The organism is Bacteroides sp. K03 (genome assembly GCF_019734355.1).
In the GTDB taxonomy this organism is placed as follows: Bacteria; Bacteroidota; Bacteroidia; order Bacteroidales; family Bacteroidaceae; genus Bacteroides; species Bacteroides nordii.
This window is the reverse complement of sequence record NZ_JAASHC010000010.1, coordinates 81,027-102,039: the sequence shown is the minus strand read 5'-3', so window position 1 is coordinate 102,039 and position 21,013 is coordinate 81,027. Positions and strand designations below refer to the sequence as shown.

Below are 21,013 nucleotides of genomic sequence, written 5' to 3'. Positions count from 1 at the left end.
AAGATAGCGATTCGCTTTGCGTTGTCTGCTTGTTTAATGTATTCAAACGTTGCATAATGTGAATATATCGATACCTCTGTTCTGATATTAGAAAGAAACAATACTGATTTTTCCCGTTATTAAGAAAACAAAAAGGCTGTCACTTTTGTAAGATAACAGCCTTTGATATATAAATGTAATATAAAAGTTTATTTCATATTCTTTTCTATCCATTTGCGTGCATTGACAAATGCTTCGATCCATGGTGTTATCTGGTCGCTGTTTACACGATCTGCCGGGTAATAGGCATTCTGCCAGGGGAAGATAGAACGTTCCAAATGAGGCATCATTGCCAAGTGGCGTCCGTCTTCGCTTGCCAGTCCGGCTATTGAGTAATCTGAACCATTCGGGTTACCCGGATATTCATCATAAGAATATTTTGCAACTACGTTATATTTGTCTTCTTCATATGGCAGAGAGAATTTTCCTTCTCCGTGAGCTACCCAAATACCCAGTTTGCTACCACTTAGTGAACCGAACATAACACTGCGGTTGGTTGGGATAGTCAAACCTATGAAAGTAGATTCGAACTTATGAGAATCGTTGTGAAGCATCTTGCCTTGCTTTTTGTGTTCCGGATTGATAAGTCCCAATTCCATCATCAGCTGACAGCCGTTACAGATACCCAGTGATAGGGTGTCTTTACGAGCGTAGAATTTGTCGAGCGCCTCTTTGGCTTTCGGATTAAACAGGAAGCCTCCTGCCCAGCCTTTGGCAGAGCCCAATACATCCGAGTTCGAGAAGCCGCCACAGTAAACAATCATGTTTACATCTTCCAGCGTTTCACGTCCGCTGATGAGGTCGGTCATTGTAACATCTTTCACGTCGAAGCCTGCCAGATAGAGTGAATAAGCCATTTCACGCTCACCGTTTGTACCTTTTTCACGAATGATAGCAGCACGAATACCGCTTGGTGTACGACGGTCCGGAGTAATGCCATATTGTGACAATTTTCCTTTGAATCCCGGCATGAATGCGAATTCCAGCGGTTGCATCTTGTAATTCTCAAAACGTTTCTTAGCACAACCGTTCATAGATTGCTTCCGATCCAGCAGGTAAGAAGAAGCATACCATACGTCGCGCATATAGTCGATACCGAATTGATAAGTAACCTCTTCTTTAGATATCAGGATATGGCGTTCGTCAGTTGGTTTACCTAATTTGATATAGCCTACACCTGCATCTTCGAGGATCTTTTTCACTTCATCTTTGTGCTTATCGGCAATCTGGATAACAATACCCGGATTTTCTGCAAAAAGAATTTTTACTATATCAGTTTCTTTTATCTTGTCGAGGTTAATCTCAAGACCACCTTCTACGTTGGCAAAGCACATTTCGAGCAAGGTAGTGATAAGACCACCGGCAGAGATATCATGTCCTGCAAGGATTAGACCTTTGTTCACAAGTTCCTGTACAGCCATGAATGCATCGCGGAAGTATTCGGCATCTTGTACGCAAGGCACTTCGTCACCTACTTTGCCAAGCGACTGTGCAAAGGCCGATCCGCCCAGTTTTAGTGTGTCAAAGCTGAAGTCAATATGATAAAGTGTTGTTTTTTCATTGTTTACCAGTACCGGAGAAACCACCTTCTTTACGTCAGACACTTCACCACCGGCAGAAACAATCACTGTGCCCGGAGAAATTACTTTCTCGCCATTGGGGTATTTTTGTGTCATAGACAGAGAATCTTTTCCGGTAGGAACATTGATTTGCAGCGCACAGCAGAAATCGCTCAATGCTTTTACGGCTGTGTACAAACGGGCATCTTCGCCTTCCTGAGAACGACACGGCCACATCCAGTTGGCTGACAGAGAGATACTGTCCATACCTTCTGCCATAGGTGCCCATACCAGATTGGTCAATGCTTCGCTGACGGATAGGATAGAACCTGCCGCTGGATCGGCGAGTGCAGCCTGAGGGGCATGTCCGATAGAGGTAGCGATACCTTTCTCGCCACGGTAGTCCAGTGCTACGACACCGCAGTCGCTCAATGGCAACTGAATTTCTCCCTGGCATTGCTGGCGAGCTACTTTACCTGTTACCGAACGGTCCACTTTGTTCGTCAACCAGTCTTTGCAAGCCACTGCTTCCAGTTGCAATACGTTTGTGAGGTATTCGTGTAGTTTGGAGAGTTCGTATTGCGGCATTTCATAATGACGCTCTACAGTCTTATCTATCATGTATGTTTTGGGTGACGAACCGAACATCTGTTCTACAGCCAGATCGAACGGGCGTACGCCGTCGGCCTGTTGGAAAGCAAAACGGTGGTCACCGGTTGTTTCACCTACCACATACATCGGAGCACGTTCACGTTCGGCAATCTTGCGCACATGTTCTATGGCTTCTTCTTTGATGAGAAGCCCCATACGCTCTTGTGATTCATTGGCTATGATTTCTTTTGCTGACAGGGTTTTGTCGCCAATTGGCAATTTACTCATGTCTATTAGTCCGCCACATTCCTCAACAAGTTCCGAGAGGCAATTGACGTGACCGGCCGAACCGTGGTCATGGATAGAAACCACCGGATTTTCATCTTCTTCACAGAGGGCACGTACTACATTATTGGCACGTTTCTGCATTTCGGCATTGGCACGTTGTACGGCATTCAGCTCGATACCGCTACTATAACGGCCTGTATCAACAGATGATACGGAACCGCCACCGAGTCCGATACGGTAGTTGTCACCACCGATGACAACTACTTTATTACCGGCTTCGGGTTTTCCTTTCAGGCAGTCGCGTTGCGTGCCATAACCCACACCACCGGCAAGCATGATTACTTTGTCATAGCCATATACCTCGTTGTTCTCTTTATGCTCGAAAGTCAGTACTGAACCACAAATCAGCGGTTGGCCGAACTTATTACCAAAGTCACTTGCACCATTGGAGGCTTTGATCAGAATCTGCTCCGGAGTCTGATACAGCCATTGGCGTACGGGCAGTATATCTTCCCAGCTACGTTCTTCATCCGTACGGGGATAAGAAGTCATGTAAACAGCTGTTCCGGCAATCGGCAATGAACCTTTACCACCACCCATACGGTCGCGTATTTCACCACCCGTACCGGTAGATGCACCATTGAACGGTTCTACTGTAGTAGGGAAATTGTGTGTTTCTGCTTTCAGTGAGATCACACTTTTAATGTCTTTTATTTGGAAGAAGTCAGGTTTGGAGTGGTCTGCCGGAGCAAACTGTTCTACTACCGGTCCTTCTGCGAATGCTACGTTGTCTTTGTAGGCTGAAATAATTTTGTTGGGATTTTCCTGTGTGGTTTTCTTGATCATCTGGAAGAGCGATGATTCCTGCTCTATACCGTCAATGATGAATGTTCCACCGAATATTTTATGACGGCAATGTTCTGAGTTGATCTGTGCGAAACCAAAAACTTCTGAGTCGGTGAGTTTACGTCCCAGATCATTTTCTACCTTTTTCAGGTAGTCCATTTCTTCTTTGGAGAGGGCAAGGCCTTCTTTTTCGTTGAACGTTTCCAGGTCCTCAATGTGAATAATTGGTTCCGGCTGGCGGTTGGTAATAAACACATCCTGATCCAGTCCCTTGTACATGCGTTGCAGCATTGGGTCACGATCTGCGTTTTCATCTTTCACAGGGAAGTACTCTTCGATACGGCTGATACCTTCAAGTCCCATGTTCTGGGTGATTTCTACAGCATTTGTACTCCAGGGGGTGATCATTTCGCGGCGTGGTCCTACGAAACAACCTTTCAGGTTTTCTTCACTTTCCGCTTTGGCTTCTCCAAATAGCCAGCAGAGTTTCTTACTATCGTCCGGGGTGAGCGGTTGGTTGCTCTCTACGGCAATCACACTCTTGGAAGGGGTTCTGAAAAAAAGAATCATGTTTTATATTTACGATTTAACGATTTACGATTTAACGATTGAAACTTCTTCGGGATATGAAGATAAGTCTCGTTTTCTTTACGGTGCAAAGATAAACAAATTCATCGGTATCCCGAAGTTATGAGCTGTTTTTTCATACAACCGGGAAGTGGATAGAGCGTAACCGGGAATTGGATCGGATGTAACCGGTAACCGTATGAAATGTAACCGGCATTTTTCTTTCTTTAGTAGTAGGTTTATAGCAGCATTATTGCACGCTAAAAGTGACTCTTATTCATGGACCTCTCACGGTGATGTTGTAAATGCCGTAAAAAAGTGTTTCCCGGTTCAGGTCATTTCCGGACGGATTCGTTTAGCTCAAATGTGACTGTAGAGGGGTTTTGTGTTATCGGATTGTGTTCCGTACAGCTCATGGTATTTTTGTTTCTTTAGGTGGTTTAGCTATAAATCTGTTGCCCGTAACAACTTTTCTCGCACAAACTCAGTCGAAAAAACGTTAATAACCTATGTCCGTCTCATAAAAAAGTGCGATATTTGCGACATGAATCAGATAGAAACAATTCTCGATATATTGATAAAGGGCTTTGCTATCGGCGTTATTGTCTCCGCTCCGTTGGGGCCGGTCGGAGTCCTTTGCATTCAGCGCACTTTAAATAAAGGGCGTTGGTATGGATTCGTGACCGGATTGGGAGCCTCTTTGAGCGATATTGCATATGCCCTGCTGACAGGCTATGGAATGAGTTTTATCTTCGACTATATTGATAAAAATATTTTCTATCTGCAATTATTAGGAAGCCTTATGCTGCTTCTTTTTGGTATTTATACATTTCGTAGTAATCCGGTAAAATCCATTCGTCCGGCATCTACCAACAAAGGTTCTTATTTTCATAATTTTGTCACGGCTTTTGCCGTCACACTTTCTAATCCGCTCATTATATTCCTGTTTATTGGTCTTTTTGCCCGTTTTGCTTTTCTGCAGCCGGGCGTATTACTCTTTGAAACAATCACCGGATATCTGGCTATCGCTGTCGGTGCATTAGCCTGGTGGTTTGGAATTACTTTTTTCGTCAATAAAGTGCGTAAAAAGTTCAACCTGCGCGGTATTTGGATTCTGAACCGTGTCATAGGTAGTATTGTTATGCTGGTATCCATAGTGGGATTGATCTATACCCTGCTTGGAGAGTCAATTTATTGAAATTAAGAAGGAAGACATTGAAGAGATGAAAATAGCACAACAACTAAAAGAGAAGAATATTGCCGAATACCTTATATATATGTGGCAAGTAGAGGATCTGATTCGTGCCAATGGGTGTGATCTCGATCAGGTAGAACAAAACATCATTGCCCGTTATCCGGAAGAAGACCGTCCGGCATTGCGTGAGTGGTATGGTAATCTCATTACCATGATGCGCGAGGAAAATGTCCGCGAGAAAGGCCACTTGCAAATTAATAAGAATGTTATCATTAACCTGACGGATTTACATAACGCACTGCTTGCTTCTCCGAAATTTCCGTTTTATAATGCTGCTTACTTCAAAGCATTGCCTTTTATAGTAGAATTGCGTAGTAAGAGCGGTAAAAAGGAAGAACCTGAATTGGAAACTTGTTTTGAGGCATTGTATGGTGTAATGTTATTACGTTTGCAGAAAAAAGAGGTGAGTGAAGGTACTACAAAGGCGATAGAGTCTATCAGTAGTTTCCTCTCGATGTTGGCAAACTACTATGATAAAGAGAAAAAAGGAGAATTGGAATTAGAATAAATAATGCGCCAATATAAATAATGTTCCAATTGGTTGCGCTATAACGATGCGCTGTATGATAATTGGCGTATTAGCACATTGAAAAATTATTGATTATGAATATACTGATAACCGGAGCTAACGGACAGTTAGGTAACGAGATGAAGGTACTTTCTGCAGAAAATGCACAACACACTTATTTCTTTACGGATGTACAGGAACTCGATATCTGTAATGAAGAAGCAGTTGAAGCTTTTGTTGCAGAGAATGAAATCGAATTGATTGTGAATTGTGCTGCTTATACTGCGGTGGATAATGCGGAAGACAATCGTGAGCTATGTGATAGGCTGAACCATATCGCACCAGGATATCTTGCCCGTGCTGCCCAGCACCGGGGTGCGGCTATCATACAGGTGTCTACTGATTACGTTTTTGACGGAACAGCTCATATTCCTTATACAGAAGAAGAACCAACTTGTCCGGCTTCTGTATATGGCTCTACCAAACTGGCAGGTGAGCAGGCGGTGATGGAAGGTTGTGAAAAGGCTGTCATTATCCGTACGGCATGGCTCTACTCCATTTATGGTAATAACTTTGTGAAGACAATGATACGTCTGGGACGCGAGCGTGAAGCATTGGGGGTGATTTTTGACCAAGTGGGAACACCTACCTATGCCAATGATCTGGCACGGGCCATTTATGCTGTTATTAATAAAGGTATAGTGCGTGGTGTTTATCATTTTAGTGACGAAGGAGTGTGCTCCTGGTATGATTTTACAAAAACAATTCATCGTCTGGCAGGTATCACTACTTGCAAGGTACATCCATTGCATACGGCAGACTATCCTACGAAGGCGGCCCGCCCACACTATTCGGTGCTTGACAAAACGAAGATTAAAACCACTTTTGATATTGAAATCCCTCATTGGGAAGAGAGCCTTGCGCGTTGCATGGCATTATTGAATGATTAATTTATTGTATGGCAGATAATTCAGAAATACAGAGAAGGCGTACATTCGCCATTATTGCACATCCGGATGCCGGTAAAACTTCATTGACTGAAAAGTTATTGCTTTTTGGTGGACAGATACAGGTGGCAGGTGCCGTAAAGAGTAATAAAATAAAAAAAACGGCTACATCGGACTGGATGGAGATTGAAAAACAGCGTGGTATTTCAGTAACTACCTCCGTGATGGAGTTCGATTACCGCGATTATAAAATTAACATTCTCGATACTCCGGGCCATCAGGACTTTGCCGAAGATACATATCGTACACTGACCGCTGTGGATAGCGTTATCATTGTAGTAGACGGTGCGAAGGGGGTGGAAACACAAACCCGTAAGTTGATGGAGGTGTGTCGTATGCGTAAGACACCTGTTATCATCTTTGTTAATAAGATGGACCGCGAGGGTAAAGATCCGTTTGACCTGCTGGACGAACTGGAAGAAGAACTGATGATTCAGGTTCGCCCGTTGTCATGGCCTATTGAACAGGGGGCCCGTTTCAAAGGTGTATATAATATATATGAGAATAAGTTAGATCTCTATCAGCCCTCTAAGCAGGTGGTGACAGAGAAAATTGCAGTGGATATCAATAGTGAAGAACTGGACAACCAGATTGGTGCTACACTGGCAGACAAGTTGCGTGGTGATTTGGAACTGATTGAAGGTGTTTATCCTGAATTTGACAATGAGACTTATCTGGCAGGAGATTGTGCACCTGTATTCTTTGGTTCGGCATTGAATAACTTTGGTGTGCAGGAACTACTCAACTGCTTTGTAGAGATAGCTCCCAGTCCTCGTCCTGTCCAGGCAGAAGAACGTGAGGTGGAACCGGATGAACCGAAATTTACCGGATTTGTCTTTAAAATTACTGCTAATATTGACCCGAACCATCGTTCGTGTATTGCTTTCTGTAAAATCTGTTCGGGTAAGTTCACGCGTAATGCTCCTTATCTGCATGTGCGTCATGGAAAAACGATGCGTTTTTCGTCGCCTACACAGTTTATGGCCCAGCGCAAGACTACGATTGATGAGGCATATGCAGGTGACATCATTGGTTTGCCGGATAATGGTACCTTTAAAATCGGTGATACGCTGACAGAAGGTGAGTTATTGCATTTCCGTGGTTTGCCGAGTTTCTCGCCCGAAATGTTCAAGTATATTGAGAATGCTGATCCTATGAAGCAGAAACAGCTTGCTAAAGGAGTTGATCAGTTGATGGACGAAGGTGTGGCACAGTTGTTTGTCAACCAGTTTAATGGTCGGAAGATTATTGGTACGGTAGGTCAACTTCAGTTTGAGGTGATCCAGTATCGTTTGCTGAATGAATATAATGCTTCTTGTCGTTGGGAACCGATAAGCCTCTACAAAGCGTGCTGGATTGAAAGTGATGATGCTGAAGAGCTGGAAGCATTCAAGAAACGTAAATATCAGTTCATGGCAAAAGACCGTGAGGGTAGGGACGTATTTCTGGCAGACTCCAACTATGTATTGCAAATGGCACAGATGGACTTTAAGAAGATAAAGTTCCACTTTACGAGCGAGTTCTGAGTTCAGAGTTCACCACAGAGTGACATAGAGTTTCACAGAGTACTATTTTTCTAGTTGAAACGCGGATTAACGCAGATTAACGCAAAAACACAGGTGCAAAAGAAAGAACATCAGCACTTTAATCTGTGCTAATTCGCGTTAATCTGCGTTTTATCCGGATAATAAAACTCCGTGAAACTCTGTGTCACTCTGTGGTGAGCAGAACCGTAAACTGTCATAGTCCACTATTGCAAGCCTTATTATTCTTTGTTTTTCCTCCTCTGATCTTCCGATTTAGCTTTTTTTATTCTTTCCTGCCTTTATTTTTTCTTCTTTTATTGGTAATTTCGAGCGATTTTTTGAAGACCGATCAAACAACTAATAACTTATTATATGGAAAACTTAGAGACAGCGTTTCTGCTGATGGTAGTTGGTATGGCTACCGTGTTCGTCATTTTACTTATCGTTATTTATCTTGGTAAATTACTGATCTCACTCGTCAATAAATATGCTCCCGAAGAGGTAGTGCCTGTCAAACAGACTTCTTCGCAAGGTCCTGCACCTGTTCCTGGGAATATCCTGGCTGCAATTACTGCGGCTGTTAATGTAGTAACTCAGGGGAAGGGTAAAGTGACAAAGGTAGAGAAATTATAAATAATAGATTAATGTGCCAATTTGCCAATGTACCGATTGGCTGCGCTTATGAGGGTTGTAATATACCGGCACGTTATTTAATTGACAAATTATCAAGACACAACTAAAAGAATATGAAAAGAGAAATCAAGTTTAGTCTGGTTTTCAGAGATATGTGGCAGAGTGCCGGAAAATATGTACCTCGTGTAGACCAGCTTGTTAAAGTAGCTCCTGCTATTATTGAAATGGGATGTTTTGCCCGTGTTGAAACCAATGGTGGCGGTTTTGAGCAAGTGAATCTGTTGTTTGGTGAGAACCCCAACCGTGCTGTCCGCGAATGGACTAAACCTTTCCATGAAGCCGGTATTCAAACCCATATGCTTGATCGTGCCTTGAACGGACTCCGTATGAGCCCTGTTCCTGCCGATGTGCGCAAACTCTTCTATAAAGTAAAGAAAGCTCAGGGAACAGATATCACCCGTACTTTCTGCGGATTGAATGATGTTCGTAATATTGCTCCTTCAATCACCTATGCCCATGATGCGGGGATGATTTCGCAATGTTCACTTTGTATAACTCATTCGCCCCTCCATACTGTAGAGTACTATACTAATATGGCTTTGGAACTGATAAAACTGGGGGCAGATGAGATCTGTATCAAAGATATGGCAGGTATCGGACGCCCTGTTTCCCTGGGAAAGATTGTAGCCAATATAAAAGCTGCACATCCTGATATTCCTGTGCAGTATCATAGTCATGCAGGACCTGGTTTTAATATGGCAAGCATTCTTGAAGTTTGCGAGGCGGGTTGCGATTATATTGATGTGGGTATGGAACCACTCTCCTGGGGTACCGGTCATGCCGATTTGCTTAGTGTGCAGGCTATGCTGAAGGATGCCGGTTTCAAGGTACCTGAAATAAATATGGAGGCGTACATGAAAGTACGTGGCATGATTCAGGAATTTATGGATGATTTTCTTGGACTTTACATCAGTCCGAAGAATCGTCTGATGAATTCCCTGCTTATTGCTCCGGGGCTTCCGGGTGGTATGATGGGGAGCCTTATGGCCGATCTCGAAACCAATCTGGAATCCATCAATAAATATAAAGCTAAACACAATCTGCCTTTCATGACGCAGGATCAGTTACTGATTAAGCTCTTCAACGAAGTGGCTTATGTATGGCCGCGTGTCGGTTATCCTCCTTTAGTGACCCCGTTCAGCCAATATGTTAAGAATTTAGCTATGATGAATGTGATAGCTATGGAGAAAGGCAAAGAGCGCTGGGGTATGATTGCTGATGACATTTGGGATATGATACTTGGTAAGGCAGGACGTTTGCCTGGTAAATTGGCTCCCGAGATTATAGAGAAAGCCGAGCGTGAAGGTCGTAAATTCTTTGAAGGTGATCCGCAGGATAATTATCCGGACGACCTTGATAAGTATCGCAAGTTGATGAAAGAGAATAAATGGGAAACAGGTGAAGATGACGAAGAACTCTTTGAATACGCCATGCACCCTGCACAGTACGAGGCTTATAAGAGTGGCAAAGCGAAAGAAGATTTCCTTGCTGATGTGGCCAAACGCCGTGCAGAACGAGATAAATCGCCTCAGGAAGATGCGAAACCCAAAACACTTACTGTGCAGGTAGACGGACAGGCTTATCGCGTTACTGTGGCTTATGGTGATGCCGAACTTCCTGCTGCTCCTGCTGCTGCCCCGGTAGGTGAGGGTAAAGATGTACTTTCTCCGTTGGAAGGTAAATTCTTCCTTGTAAAGAATGCACAGGAGACAGCATTGAAAGTTGGGGATACCGTAAAAGAAGGAGATGTACTCTGCTATGTGGAAGCTATGAAGACGTATAATGCCATTCGTGCCGAGTTTGGTGGTACAGTGACGGCTATTTGCAGTAATCCGGGAGATACAGTTTCTGAAGATGACATATTAATGAAGATAGGATAATGAACGAGATATTTGAAAACTTATACGATATGACTGCTTTCAGCAATATCATTGCCGAACCGCAGTTTCTGATAATGTATGCTATCGCTTTCGTTCTGCTCTATTTGGGTATCAAGAAACAATACGAACCGTTGCTATTGATACCTATTGCTTTTGGCGTGCTGCTTGCCAACTTCCCAGGAGGTGATATGGGGGTTATTCAGGCCGATGAGAACGGTATGGTGATGGTGAATGGTGTGATGAAGAGCATTTGGGAAATGCCTTTGCATGACATTGCCCATGAGTTAGGACTCATGAACTTCATCTATTATATGTTGATAAAGACGGGATTCCTGCCACCTATTATATTTATGGGAGTGGGTGCGTTGACTGACTTCGGACCAATGTTGCGTAATCTGCATCTTTCTATATTCGGGGCAGCTGCCCAGTTGGGTATCTTTACCGTGTTGCTGGTAGCTATCCTGATCGGTTTTACTCCCCAGGAAGCAGCTTCATTGGGTATCATTGGAGGAGCTGATGGTCCTACGGCTATCTTTACCACTATTAAACTGGCTCCTCATTTGCTGGGACCGATTGCTATTGCCGCTTACTCTTATATGGCACTGGTTCCGGTGATTATTCCGATGGTAGTCCGTTTGCTCTGTACTAAAAAAGAGCTGAGTATCAATATGAAAGAACAGGAGAAGAAATATCCTTCAAAGACGGAAATCAAAAATCTGCGTGTATTGAAAATTATCTTCCCGATTGCGGTGACTACTGTTGTTGCTCTCTTTGTGCCGAGTGCTGTGCCGTTGATTGGTATGTTGATGTTTGGTAACCTTGTGAAGGAAATAGGCAGCAATACCTTCCGTCTGTTTGATGCCGCTTCCAACAGTATTATGAATGCTGCAACTATTTTCCTGGGGCTTTCCGTAGGTGCTACCATGACTGCTGAGGCTTTCCTCAACTGGACTACTATCGGTATTGTAGTCGGCGGGTTCCTTGCTTTTGCCCTGAGTATTACCGGAGGTATCTTCCTCGTGAAACTATTCAACCTCTTCTCTAAGAAAAAGATTAACCCGTTGATCGGTGCCACGGGATTGAGTGCTGTGCCTATGGCAAGTCGCGTAGCAAATGAAATTGCCTTGAAGTACGATTCAAAGAATCATGTGTTGCAGTATTGCATGGCAAGTAATATCTCCGGGGTTATCGGTTCAGCCGTAGCTGCGGGAGTATTGATTTCATTCCTTGCCTGATTGGCATACCTCTGTGTGAGGTTCATGAATTAGTTTAAGAATGCCTCCCTAAAGTTTAGACAAGACTTTAGGGAGGCATTTTTGAAATCAGCAGAGAGCTTTACTCTTTTCATGTCTGTTTCAATGTAATAGAATTTATGTTAATAATCTGGCCGACTGCAATACAGTTAGCTTGCAATTATGTTATTAATGTGGGTCAGTTGTTGGATATTTGATAAATAATGAGCTAATTGGTACATTATTTGTGATCGTTTCAGAATGATTACTTATCAACATGAAACGGGATATTATGTATCTGATACTGTCAGTAATAGTTGTTATGTAACAATTGAGTGAAACTAATTTAATAAATAGAGTATAAAATGAATTTAGAAGAGGTCTTGAACTTCCGTCGTTCCGTACGAGTGTTTGATAAAGAAAAACCAGTAAAACCGGAAACGGTGAAATACTGTCTGGAATTAGCAACTTTAGCTCCCAATAGCTCGAATATGCAATTGTGGGAGTTCTACCAAATAACGAACCCCGAATTGTTGGCGGAGATTTCAAAAGCCTGTCTTGGGCAGTCAGCTACTGCTACGGCTTCAGAAATAGTTGTTTTCGTTACACGTCAGGATCTGTATAAGAAGCGTGCAAAGTCCGTTCTTGAATTTGAAAAAGGAAATATCATGCGAAATAGTCCGAAAGAACGTCAGGAGAAACGTATCAAAGACCGGGAATTATATTATGGGAAACTAATGCCTTTCATTTACGCCCGTTTTTTTGGAATCTTAGGCTTTTTGAGGGTAATACTGGCTAAGAGTATCAGCTTATTCCGCCCGATGATGCGGGAAGTTTCTGAAAGTGATATGCGTGTGGTCGTTCATAAATCCTGTGCACTTGCTGCGCAAACATTTATGATTGCGATGGCAAATGAAGGATATGATACTTGTCCTTTGGAGGGTTTTGATAGCAAACGAATCAAGAAGTTACTGAAACTACCTCATGGTGCCGGAATAAACATGATAATTCCTTGTGGAATACGAAATGGAAATAAAGGAATCTGGGGAGAACGGGGGAGAGTACCGTTCAATGAAATCTATCACAGAATGTAGTTATATACCTTTTTCATCCGATGCCTGAAGCCTCAGAAAAAATGGATTCAACAGGATAACAAAAAGAGAAGCTGCTAACAAATGAAGCAGCTTCTCTTTATTCTATTGGGTAGATAAGGAAGCGAAACCTCCTTTCTACTTTATTCCGGAACTTTTATTCAACAATGATTTTTGCGGAGACAGTTTGTTTGCCTGTATGTCCGTTCAGCAGATAGATTCCACGGGCAACATCTGTCGGAGCGTTATAGCGATCGCTGTTTACTTCGTAACTACCGATTGCCTGTCCGTTACTGTTGTACATGATAAATCTGTATCCTTCGTATCCGTAAATGCTGAGCATGTTGTCTTTGCAGTAAATTGTTTTTCCGGTTTCCACATCGTTAATGCCGGTACCACCGGATACTACTACATGAATATTCTTTTCTACAACTACGCCATTGGACTCAATTGCGAGTGTAATGGTTGTCTCACCGATAGCTTTTGGAGTTACAGTCAGTGTATTACCTTCTAATGTTGCAGTAGCAATACTTTCATTGCTCACACTTTTTAATGTTTTACTGATATTGTACGTTAGGTTGTCCTTATCGGTCACTTTGTCCGTCAGATCAATAACAGTAGGTGCGCTACTTGTGGTAAATGATAATGTACTTTCTACACCATTTACCTCCGGTGCATATTTGTCCGGGAAGATAGGCATGGCCTGGAACCAATAGTATTGTTTCAGTTTGATAGTCTTTTTCAACTCTCCGGTTGTACCGTTCACAATATGAATCCAGTTGTGTTCGTAATCCGTTCCGAAACCTTTTTGTGTCGTCATTACGATTAATTCATCCGTACGGTCGTCATAGCGGGGTGTTCCATAAGAGGTCTGAAGTTTTCCTTCTGTTGCTCCCGGTAGTTCGGCTACACTGAAGAACGGCTTGATAGTACTGATATCCGTACCTATCTCGTAACGATAATATCCGGCTCCTCCATACATGACGCTACTGCCTCCTGACCAATAAAGTATATTTTTCGTGCGGCTTGCACAGAATGGAGTAGGTCTCCATGCTCCCCATGAGCAGCTGATTTCTGCGCCTGTCGGTAATTGCAGGGTTTCTTCTATTGTCAGAGTTTCCGGATTCAGACGTTCCAATGTATTGGTTGATCCCAGCCATACACTACCGTCGGCACCTTGTGTAATGCCTTGTATCTTGCTGTTTTCAATGCATTTTACCAGCTTGTCGGTTTCTGTATCAATAATGTTTGTACCTTTACTTTGCTGGATGGCAAATACATATTTGCCGGCTTTTACCATATCTCCGGTCTGTCCGTTGTATAAGCTTGCACCTTGTGTTCCTTCAATGATATCACCTACTTTGAGGTTTTTAACATCAAATACAACTACACCGGCAGTAGTACTGATATAGACTTTATCAGGGTTTACGCCTACTATGGCACGTCCGTCACCGCCTCCGATAACATCGAATCCGGCAATTTTCTTTAATGTCTTGGCATTCATCACTACCAATCGGCCACCACCGGGGGTACTGTCTCCTCCGTCTTTGGGTTGTTTAGAGATAACAAAGAACTTATCAGCATAAATCATACCGTAGCAAGAAGTGGCACCAAAGGCTTCTCCCGGATTCTCCCGGTCGTATACACGATACATCAGTTCCTTATCTTCGGTAAGGAAATTCATATCACCGTTTTCGTGTCCGAACCAGGCTTCATTCAGGATAAATGTACCATCCTGATATCCGGCATAAGGAGAGTGGTCACGTTCTTTCACAATTAGTTTTACGGTAGTGCTTGCTCCTTTTCCGTCTTTGGCGGTTACAGTCATGGTAGTTTCTCCTACCTTTTTCGCAATGATATTAGCCTGATAGAAACTGGCGATGTCAGGATCTGCAATCTGGTAAGTAACATCGGTATAGTCAGCATCGGCAGGGGTGATAACAGGAACCGGGCAATAGATGTCTTTGAATTCTATTTCAATCACTTTGTTTTCACCACCAAGTTCAATCTTCTCTACTGCTTTCTGGCATTTTACGGTCAGCTTAAATGAAGCTGTTACATTTTCATCGTATACACTGGTAGCAGTGATGATTGTCTCCCCTTCGGTAGCAGTAGTCGTGATTTTTCCGGCTGTGCTGACGGATGCCACTTCTTTATTGCTGCTGGTGTAAGTGAGAGCGGTGTAAGTCGCATTGGAAGGAGTAAGAGTCAATGGGTTTTCCACCGTTTGCTTGATTCCTGACTCCATTTCTGCCTGTTGGAATGCAATTTTTGTGATAGGCTTTTCGGGTGCTGTTACTGTAATCTTGCAGGTGTTAGATTGAAAATAGTTTGCACTGTTTCCTATCTTTGTTCTAAAGTAAACATAGGCATCTCCGGTTTTATTTCCGGCAAAAGTGACTGCACCATTGAAAGCATCTTTAGTACTGCGTATCGTTTTGATAAGGGTATTATCTTTTTGAGACTCTTTATCCTGGATGGTCCACAGCATGGTACCGGCTGTTTCACCATTACAGCCCAGAATAGTAGGCAGTACACCACCGTCTGAAATAGGAAGCGTAATCTCATCCGGAAGATAGATACCTGTTTCCGGAGTGGGAACATAGAAGTAATAGTTTATTTCGGCTGCTTCACCCGAACCGGAGAAAGAAGAAAATGACCATAAGTCGAGAGAGCCATCGGTCAATATACGGCTGGAGGCTCCTACACTGCTATAATCCGGCTCTTCTGTAAGATTACCGGCTGTATAGTAGCTCCAATATCCACTATACCATCCTGAGGCCCAGTGGTCGGTAGCATCTATGGCGGTATAGTCGTCAAAGTCATATGCTGAGGTGTGTACTAACCCCTCTTCATCTGTTTTTTTCTCTTCATCACCTTTTTTCAAGCCAATGTTTCTATTGCCATTCAGGTCGAATCCAAATCCACCTATGGCAGATCCGTATTGTGTATCACCGTAAACCAGCATATAGAAACGTGGGTCGGCTTTGGCTATAGCTCTCAGCATAGCGTCACCGGTAGCTTTTGCGGCATCTTCCCATTTGTATCCCCAAACAAGGTTTTCGGCACCTCTACCGTCGTTCCATCGTATCACGAGTACGGAGGTTTTGCTTCCTTCGCCTACATAATACTTGATTTTTGAAGCATCGATTGAGATACCGGTACTTTTCAGTGCTTTCGGGAGAGTCGAAACTTGCCGGGGTACTCCCTGCACGAACATAGTTTGTTGTGCCTGCAACCCAATGCAGACAAAGCACATTAATCCTAATAGCGATAATAGTTTTCTCATAATTGTTTTGAATGATTAGTTATTTAATAGATGTAAGTCATTAATTCCCATTACTTCGGTAGATGTTTCTCCCAGCCAGCCACAGTATTGGTTGACTCCGGTATAAATCTTCACAAAATCAATACCTGGCAGATGTACCGGATTGCCTTCGGCATCTACAGCCCATTCGATGTTGAAGTTGGAGGTTTCATCTACATTAAGTCCGTTATCGGCATATCCCCATGGATAAGCGTAAAGCACCCAGTACTTACCTTCACTGCTTTCGTCTTTTGCATTATTGGGCAGCAGTGTACCTTTGAAAGAGAGTTCATCTTCTTCCAGCCATTTCGGATAATAATCCTGCCGGTGGTATATGTTTTTAGGCATAAAGCCCTGCGTATTCCGGTTATCTTGCCATGCGATATATTCCGCATCTGTATTCCAGGATTGTTCGTCTTCGGGTGCTTCTACCGGTTCGTGATATTCGTCCGGACGATAATAGGTAATCTGATAATTTTTGAGAGTGGTTTCTTTGGTATATTCACTTCCTGCCAGTTCATACCATTCATCGTCATCGGCAATGCCGTTTTTATTGCGGTCGTATGCCACCATGACAATACCCGGCTCACAGCTTCCGCCTTCTTCCGGTGCTTCCGGGTTAGGGTTAGCATTAGCATGAAAAGCATTACCAAGAATTTTGAGATCATACTGACCCGGTACATTTACAATGGTGTGATCGAAGCCACAGATTACATAACCGCCATAACCGCCCAAAGTAATCATTCCACGGGTATTGTATCCGATGGCTTCGAGTACTTTTTGGTTGATAGCCCTTTGAGTATCTCCTTCTTCGTATTTGGGAAGCTCGTTGACGAACTGTCCCGGTGCCGGCTTATATTCCGGTATGGAAGTGATATAGGGGGAGTAGTTTTTCTCTTCCTGCTTTACGGTGACAGTAAAGTCCAGTGTACTCTTTTTTTGTTCGCTGTTTGTAGCTTGCAATGTGATAGAATACTGTCCCGGATTGAGTGCTATAAATTCCAGTTCTTTTTGAGAAGAGATGACGGAATCTCCTATGCTCCATTGCATTTCGTAGGTTTCTTCTCCTGTCAGAACAGGAGCGATGGAGAGTATTTTACAGCGGGGGATCTGAAGTCCTCCGGCAGGAATTTCGATAACGATCTTGCCATCATCGGAGGGTACTTCGATAGGATCGGTTATTTCGACAGGAGGGTCGGGGGTTTCTGAGCACGCAGCAAACCATAGGCAGCAACCGGAAAAGAGGCTTGCTGTCAGATAAGAATGTAATTTGAAGTGGATCATATAAATAGATGTTTAATAATTGTTGAACTTTTATATCATAGATGATGCTGTGCTTATTATTTATGCACAAACACAAAGTGTGCAGGAATATCACCTGTGGTCACTGACCATTTCTTCTTTCCTTCCGGGGTGAAGCAATAGAGTGTACCCGGAGATACATAGTCTTTGGCATCTGTTACAAAAAACTCTTTCGTCTCCGGATTAACGGCTATACCATAAGGTTTCTTTATTGATTTTTCTGTTCCGTCTGTGATAAAGTTCCGGGTAACAACCTTTCGGGTGCGGGTATCGATCAGGGCATAGGTAATCTCCCATTCCTGCTGGCTGACATAGCTGTATTCGGTGCTGTAGAGATAGAGATTATCATCATCAATACATAGCTCGGATGCTGCAATACCCAGCTTCTCTACTACTTTATCTGTACGGCTGTCTATTACATAGAGGTCGGACGGGATGGTGTAATAGTCACCCCGTGAACTTACATAGAGGTAGCCATAACGGTCTGCTTTGAGCCGGTGCAGATTGATGGCAACATCTATTTTGTAAAGCTCGGTGAAAGTATTCAGGTCGATGACCGAAACGGTGCGGTCATAATTAGGAAAGCGGTAACCACCGGAATTGGCTACATAGAGTTTATTGCCTGTAATCACCATCTCTTCCGGCTGATATCCTACAAGGCATTGGCTTACTATTTGGAGAGTGGCTGTGTCTACTTTGGCTACGTATCCCAGGCGGGCATTGGGATCTATCTGTACGGGGCCGGCATAGGAGCTGACATAGGCGTATCCCTCATGAAAGGTTATGTAACGGCAGTTGGGGATATCAATAGTGCCCAGATGGCGGGCATTGTTTTTATCCATTACTTCAATGAAGTGCGAGCAGTTGATAACGGCATACAGTTTATCACCGTAAATCTGAATATCATTGCCTACATCTCCCAACTCCATCACAACAGACGGATTGGTCTCGGCATAGATGTTTTTATGGTAATATCCGGTGGTATAGTCAAAGAAGTCCAGGGTACATTTATTACTTCCCATGTTTCCTTCATTCAGTAGATAGAAACCTGTAATAAATTCCGGATGAGTAGGGGGCTGTACTTGTGTTCCGGTAGAATGTACAAGTACTTCATCGTCGCCTGTGCACGAAAAGATCAGAAGGCAACCGGTGAGTAAGAGGGTAATGAACGATAGCTTTTTCATCTGTTTGTCTATATATGAATAGTAAGAATAAATTTATAATTAGTTCCCGGCATGGGGTAGCTCTTTACTACTTCAAACTGCTGATTGAAGAGGTTATTAACCTCTGCGGTCAGTCGGTAGTTCAGATTCTTTATCTTGAAAGTACGGGATAATGACAGGTCGTTTGTATACCATTCCGGTACATAATTTTCCGGAATATTGGCACGCATGTCATACCGTTCTCCCGTATATATGAAACTGTAGTTGAGATCCCACTCACGCCAGTTAGCATTTATAATCAGTGAACCGCTATGCCAAGGGATGTAGGGTATCTGGTCACCGTAATAATCGTCTTTAATGTCGGTAAAGTCTTGTGCTTTCTGGTAAGTGTAAGTGAGCCGGGCATCAATGGATATTTCCTTTGGTAGTTTCCAGTCGCTTTGTATGGCTACGTCTACTCCCCGTATTTCTACCATCCCAAGATTCTTCATCGTCCAACGGAACTGGTTGGAGGTGGGCATTGCTACAATTTTATTTTCTACTTCGTTGTAATAGGCATCTGTTTGTATCTCAATGTTTTTTAGCCATTTCCCTTTGATGACAGGTGCATAGGTGAATCCCAGGTTATACTGGGTAGTAAATTCCGGCTTCAACTTGATATTGCCGATAAATGTATAGTATAAATCGTTTAGAGTAGGCATACGGAAAATATTCTTGTAGAAACCGCGCAGGTGGAAGTTTACTTTACGAAACGGTTTGTAAGAAGCCGCCAAAGTAGGGGTAATCTGCTTTTTGTTCTCCATAGACATCGTATCTATGCGTACATGATCTACGACGAATGTTCCCAGTACACTGGCTTGCAGCTTGAATTGTTCAAAGTCGAGTGCACTTGCCACCGATACCAGTGTGGTATGGCGGGTGGGATAGGGGAATTTATATAAATCGGCATTCAGTTTGTTCCACTGATAATCCAATGCCATAGATACACTCCAGTGTTTATTGAATGAGTAGAGGTTGGCAGCTGAGAAGTAAACTTCTTGCTGCCGGTAGTGGTTTTCAATATACATCATTGTAGTGTCTTTCTTCGTGTCGGCAAGGTAGTGCAGATAGTCATACGCATACTTTCCGTTTATCAACAGACTGTATTTATCTGAAAAATGTTTTCTGACGGACGACTGCACAAACAAATTCGTATCCCATTGCTGGTCTTCGTGAAACAGTTTGTTACGAACCATTGCTCCGGGGAGTCCTCGTTCTGATTTATAAAAGTAGGCTTTACTTTTCCACTCTCCATTGGTTATTTTTCCATATAGCCCACCTTCTATACGGATAGAATTCACATTTCCATTCTTGCGTACGGCCGTGGTATCATATCCTCCCGTAGTTTTGTAGCGGTATTTATAATGTCCGGTGGTAAACATGTATTCGGTACTGAATGAACTGGAAAGGCGGTCGTTGATATTCTGTTCCCAAAGCATCGACGGATTGACAACACCAAAAGACCCGGTTTTGAAGCTGCCTCGTATATTATAACGTTTGGAATCTTCAAACTTAGGGGTACGGCTTTGCATGTAAATGGAGCCTGATGAGCCAAAATCTTTAGCTGATTGGAAGATAGCACTACGCTGTCCGTTGTAGATGGAAACAGCTTCCATATTATCGAGTGAGAACCGTCCGAGGTCAACCTGTCCGTTTTGTGCATTGCCCAATTCGATACCGTCATAGAATACTCCCACGTGGTTAGTTCCCATGCTGCGTATATTAACTGTTTTCAATCCACCGATACCGCCGAAGTCTTTAATTTGTATGCCCGAAAAGTAACGTATGGCATCTGCTACGGAATGGACGCTTAGCTTTTCCAGCTGCGCCCCTTCCATAATTTGTACGGGGATAATTTCTTTCGACAACTTTTTGGATGAGGTGACTGTCACCTCATCTATCCAATAAGTATGCAATGTATCTACTTTGTTGCGTTGAGCATATACTAAAGTAGTCAATAACAGAAAAGTGACAGTAATCCACTTCGCCTTATTTCCCATGCGTTAACTAATTTGATAATTATTATTCATTGTTATTATCAAATAGCTGTAAAAAGGTCCAAATATGTATGATGATAGAGAAGTTGTAGCCACTCTTTGTCAAAGAGCTACAACGTTTCC

13 protein-coding genes are annotated in these 21,013 nt (G+C 43.1%); 8 read left to right on the top strand and 5 right to left on the bottom strand.

All coding sequences use genetic code 11. The annotated features are described in order from the left end of the window. Positions 1-188: 188 nt before the first annotated feature. Complete coding sequence (gene purL, locus HCG69_RS09565; RefSeq protein ID WP_221649858.1) at positions 189-3,893, bottom strand: phosphoribosylformylglycinamidine synthase; 3,705 nt, start codon at positions 3,891-3,893, stop codon at positions 189-191. A gap of 541 nt (positions 3,894-4,434) precedes the next feature. Here purL and HCG69_RS09560 point away from each other — a divergent pair. The 8 genes from HCG69_RS09560 (at position 4,435) to HCG69_RS09525 (ending at position 13,085) form a co-directional block, all read left to right on the top strand. After that, positions 4,435-5,088: a LysE family translocator gene (locus HCG69_RS09560; protein ID WP_221649857.1), complete on the top strand. Its 654-nt coding sequence runs from the start codon at positions 4,435-4,437 to the stop codon at positions 5,086-5,088. A gap of 25 nt (positions 5,089-5,113) precedes the next feature. Beyond that, a complete protein-coding gene (locus tag HCG69_RS09555) occupies positions 5,114-5,653 on the top strand; it encodes a DUF4924 family protein (RefSeq protein WP_221649856.1) in 540 nt (179 codons plus the stop codon). A gap of 95 nt (positions 5,654-5,748) precedes the next feature. After that, positions 5,749-6,603, top strand: a complete 855-nt coding sequence (gene rfbD / locus HCG69_RS09550; protein ID WP_221649855.1) for a dTDP-4-dehydrorhamnose reductase — start codon at positions 5,749-5,751, stop codon at positions 6,601-6,603. Positions 6,604-6,611: 8 nt separating this feature from the next. Then, positions 6,612-8,186 (top strand): peptide chain release factor 3, encoded by a 1,575-nt coding sequence (locus HCG69_RS09545; RefSeq protein WP_221649854.1) that lies wholly within the window; start codon positions 6,612-6,614, stop codon positions 8,184-8,186. A 372-nt stretch (positions 8,187-8,558) separates the two neighbouring features. Continuing rightward, positions 8,559-8,819: an OadG family protein gene (locus tag HCG69_RS09540; RefSeq protein WP_221649853.1), complete on the top strand. Its 261-nt coding sequence runs from the start codon at positions 8,559-8,561 to the stop codon at positions 8,817-8,819. A gap of 113 nt (positions 8,820-8,932) precedes the next feature. Continuing rightward, entirely contained in the window at positions 8,933-10,759 is a 1,827-nt protein-coding gene (locus HCG69_RS09535; protein WP_221649852.1) for a biotin/lipoyl-containing protein, read from the top strand. Continuing rightward, on the top strand, positions 10,759-11,994 hold the full coding sequence (locus HCG69_RS09530; RefSeq protein WP_221649851.1) for a sodium ion-translocating decarboxylase subunit beta: 1,236 nt from the start codon (positions 10,759-10,761) through the stop codon (positions 11,992-11,994). The genes HCG69_RS09535 and HCG69_RS09530 overlap by 1 nt, the downstream gene beginning before the upstream one ends. A 362-nt stretch (positions 11,995-12,356) precedes the next feature. Further along, positions 12,357-13,085, top strand: coding sequence for a nitroreductase family protein (locus HCG69_RS09525; protein ID WP_221649850.1), 729 nt, complete (start codon positions 12,357-12,359; stop codon positions 13,083-13,085). 154 nt (positions 13,086-13,239) lie between these two features. On the opposite strand, the gene HCG69_RS09520 is transcribed toward HCG69_RS09525, so the two are convergent. From HCG69_RS09520 to HCG69_RS09505, 4 genes are read right to left on the bottom strand one after another with little or no spacing between them, the layout of a single operon-like run. Next, positions 13,240-16,371: a DUF5074 domain-containing protein gene (locus HCG69_RS09520; protein WP_221649849.1), complete on the bottom strand. Its 3,132-nt coding sequence runs from the start codon at positions 16,369-16,371 to the stop codon at positions 13,240-13,242. Between the two features lie 15 nt (positions 16,372-16,386). Further along, on the bottom strand, positions 16,387-17,673 hold the full coding sequence (locus HCG69_RS09515) for a PKD-like domain-containing protein (RefSeq protein WP_221649848.1): 1,287 nt from the start codon (positions 17,671-17,673) through the stop codon (positions 16,387-16,389). Positions 17,674-17,729: 56 nt separating this feature from the next. Further along, complete coding sequence (locus tag HCG69_RS09510) at positions 17,730-18,875, bottom strand: YncE family protein (protein ID WP_221649847.1); 1,146 nt, start codon at positions 18,873-18,875, stop codon at positions 17,730-17,732. Positions 18,876-18,883: 8 nt separating this feature from the next. Further along, positions 18,884-20,893: a TonB-dependent receptor gene (locus HCG69_RS09505; protein WP_221649846.1), complete on the bottom strand. Its 2,010-nt coding sequence runs from the start codon at positions 20,891-20,893 to the stop codon at positions 18,884-18,886. Between the last annotated feature and the right edge of the window lie 120 nt (positions 20,894-21,013).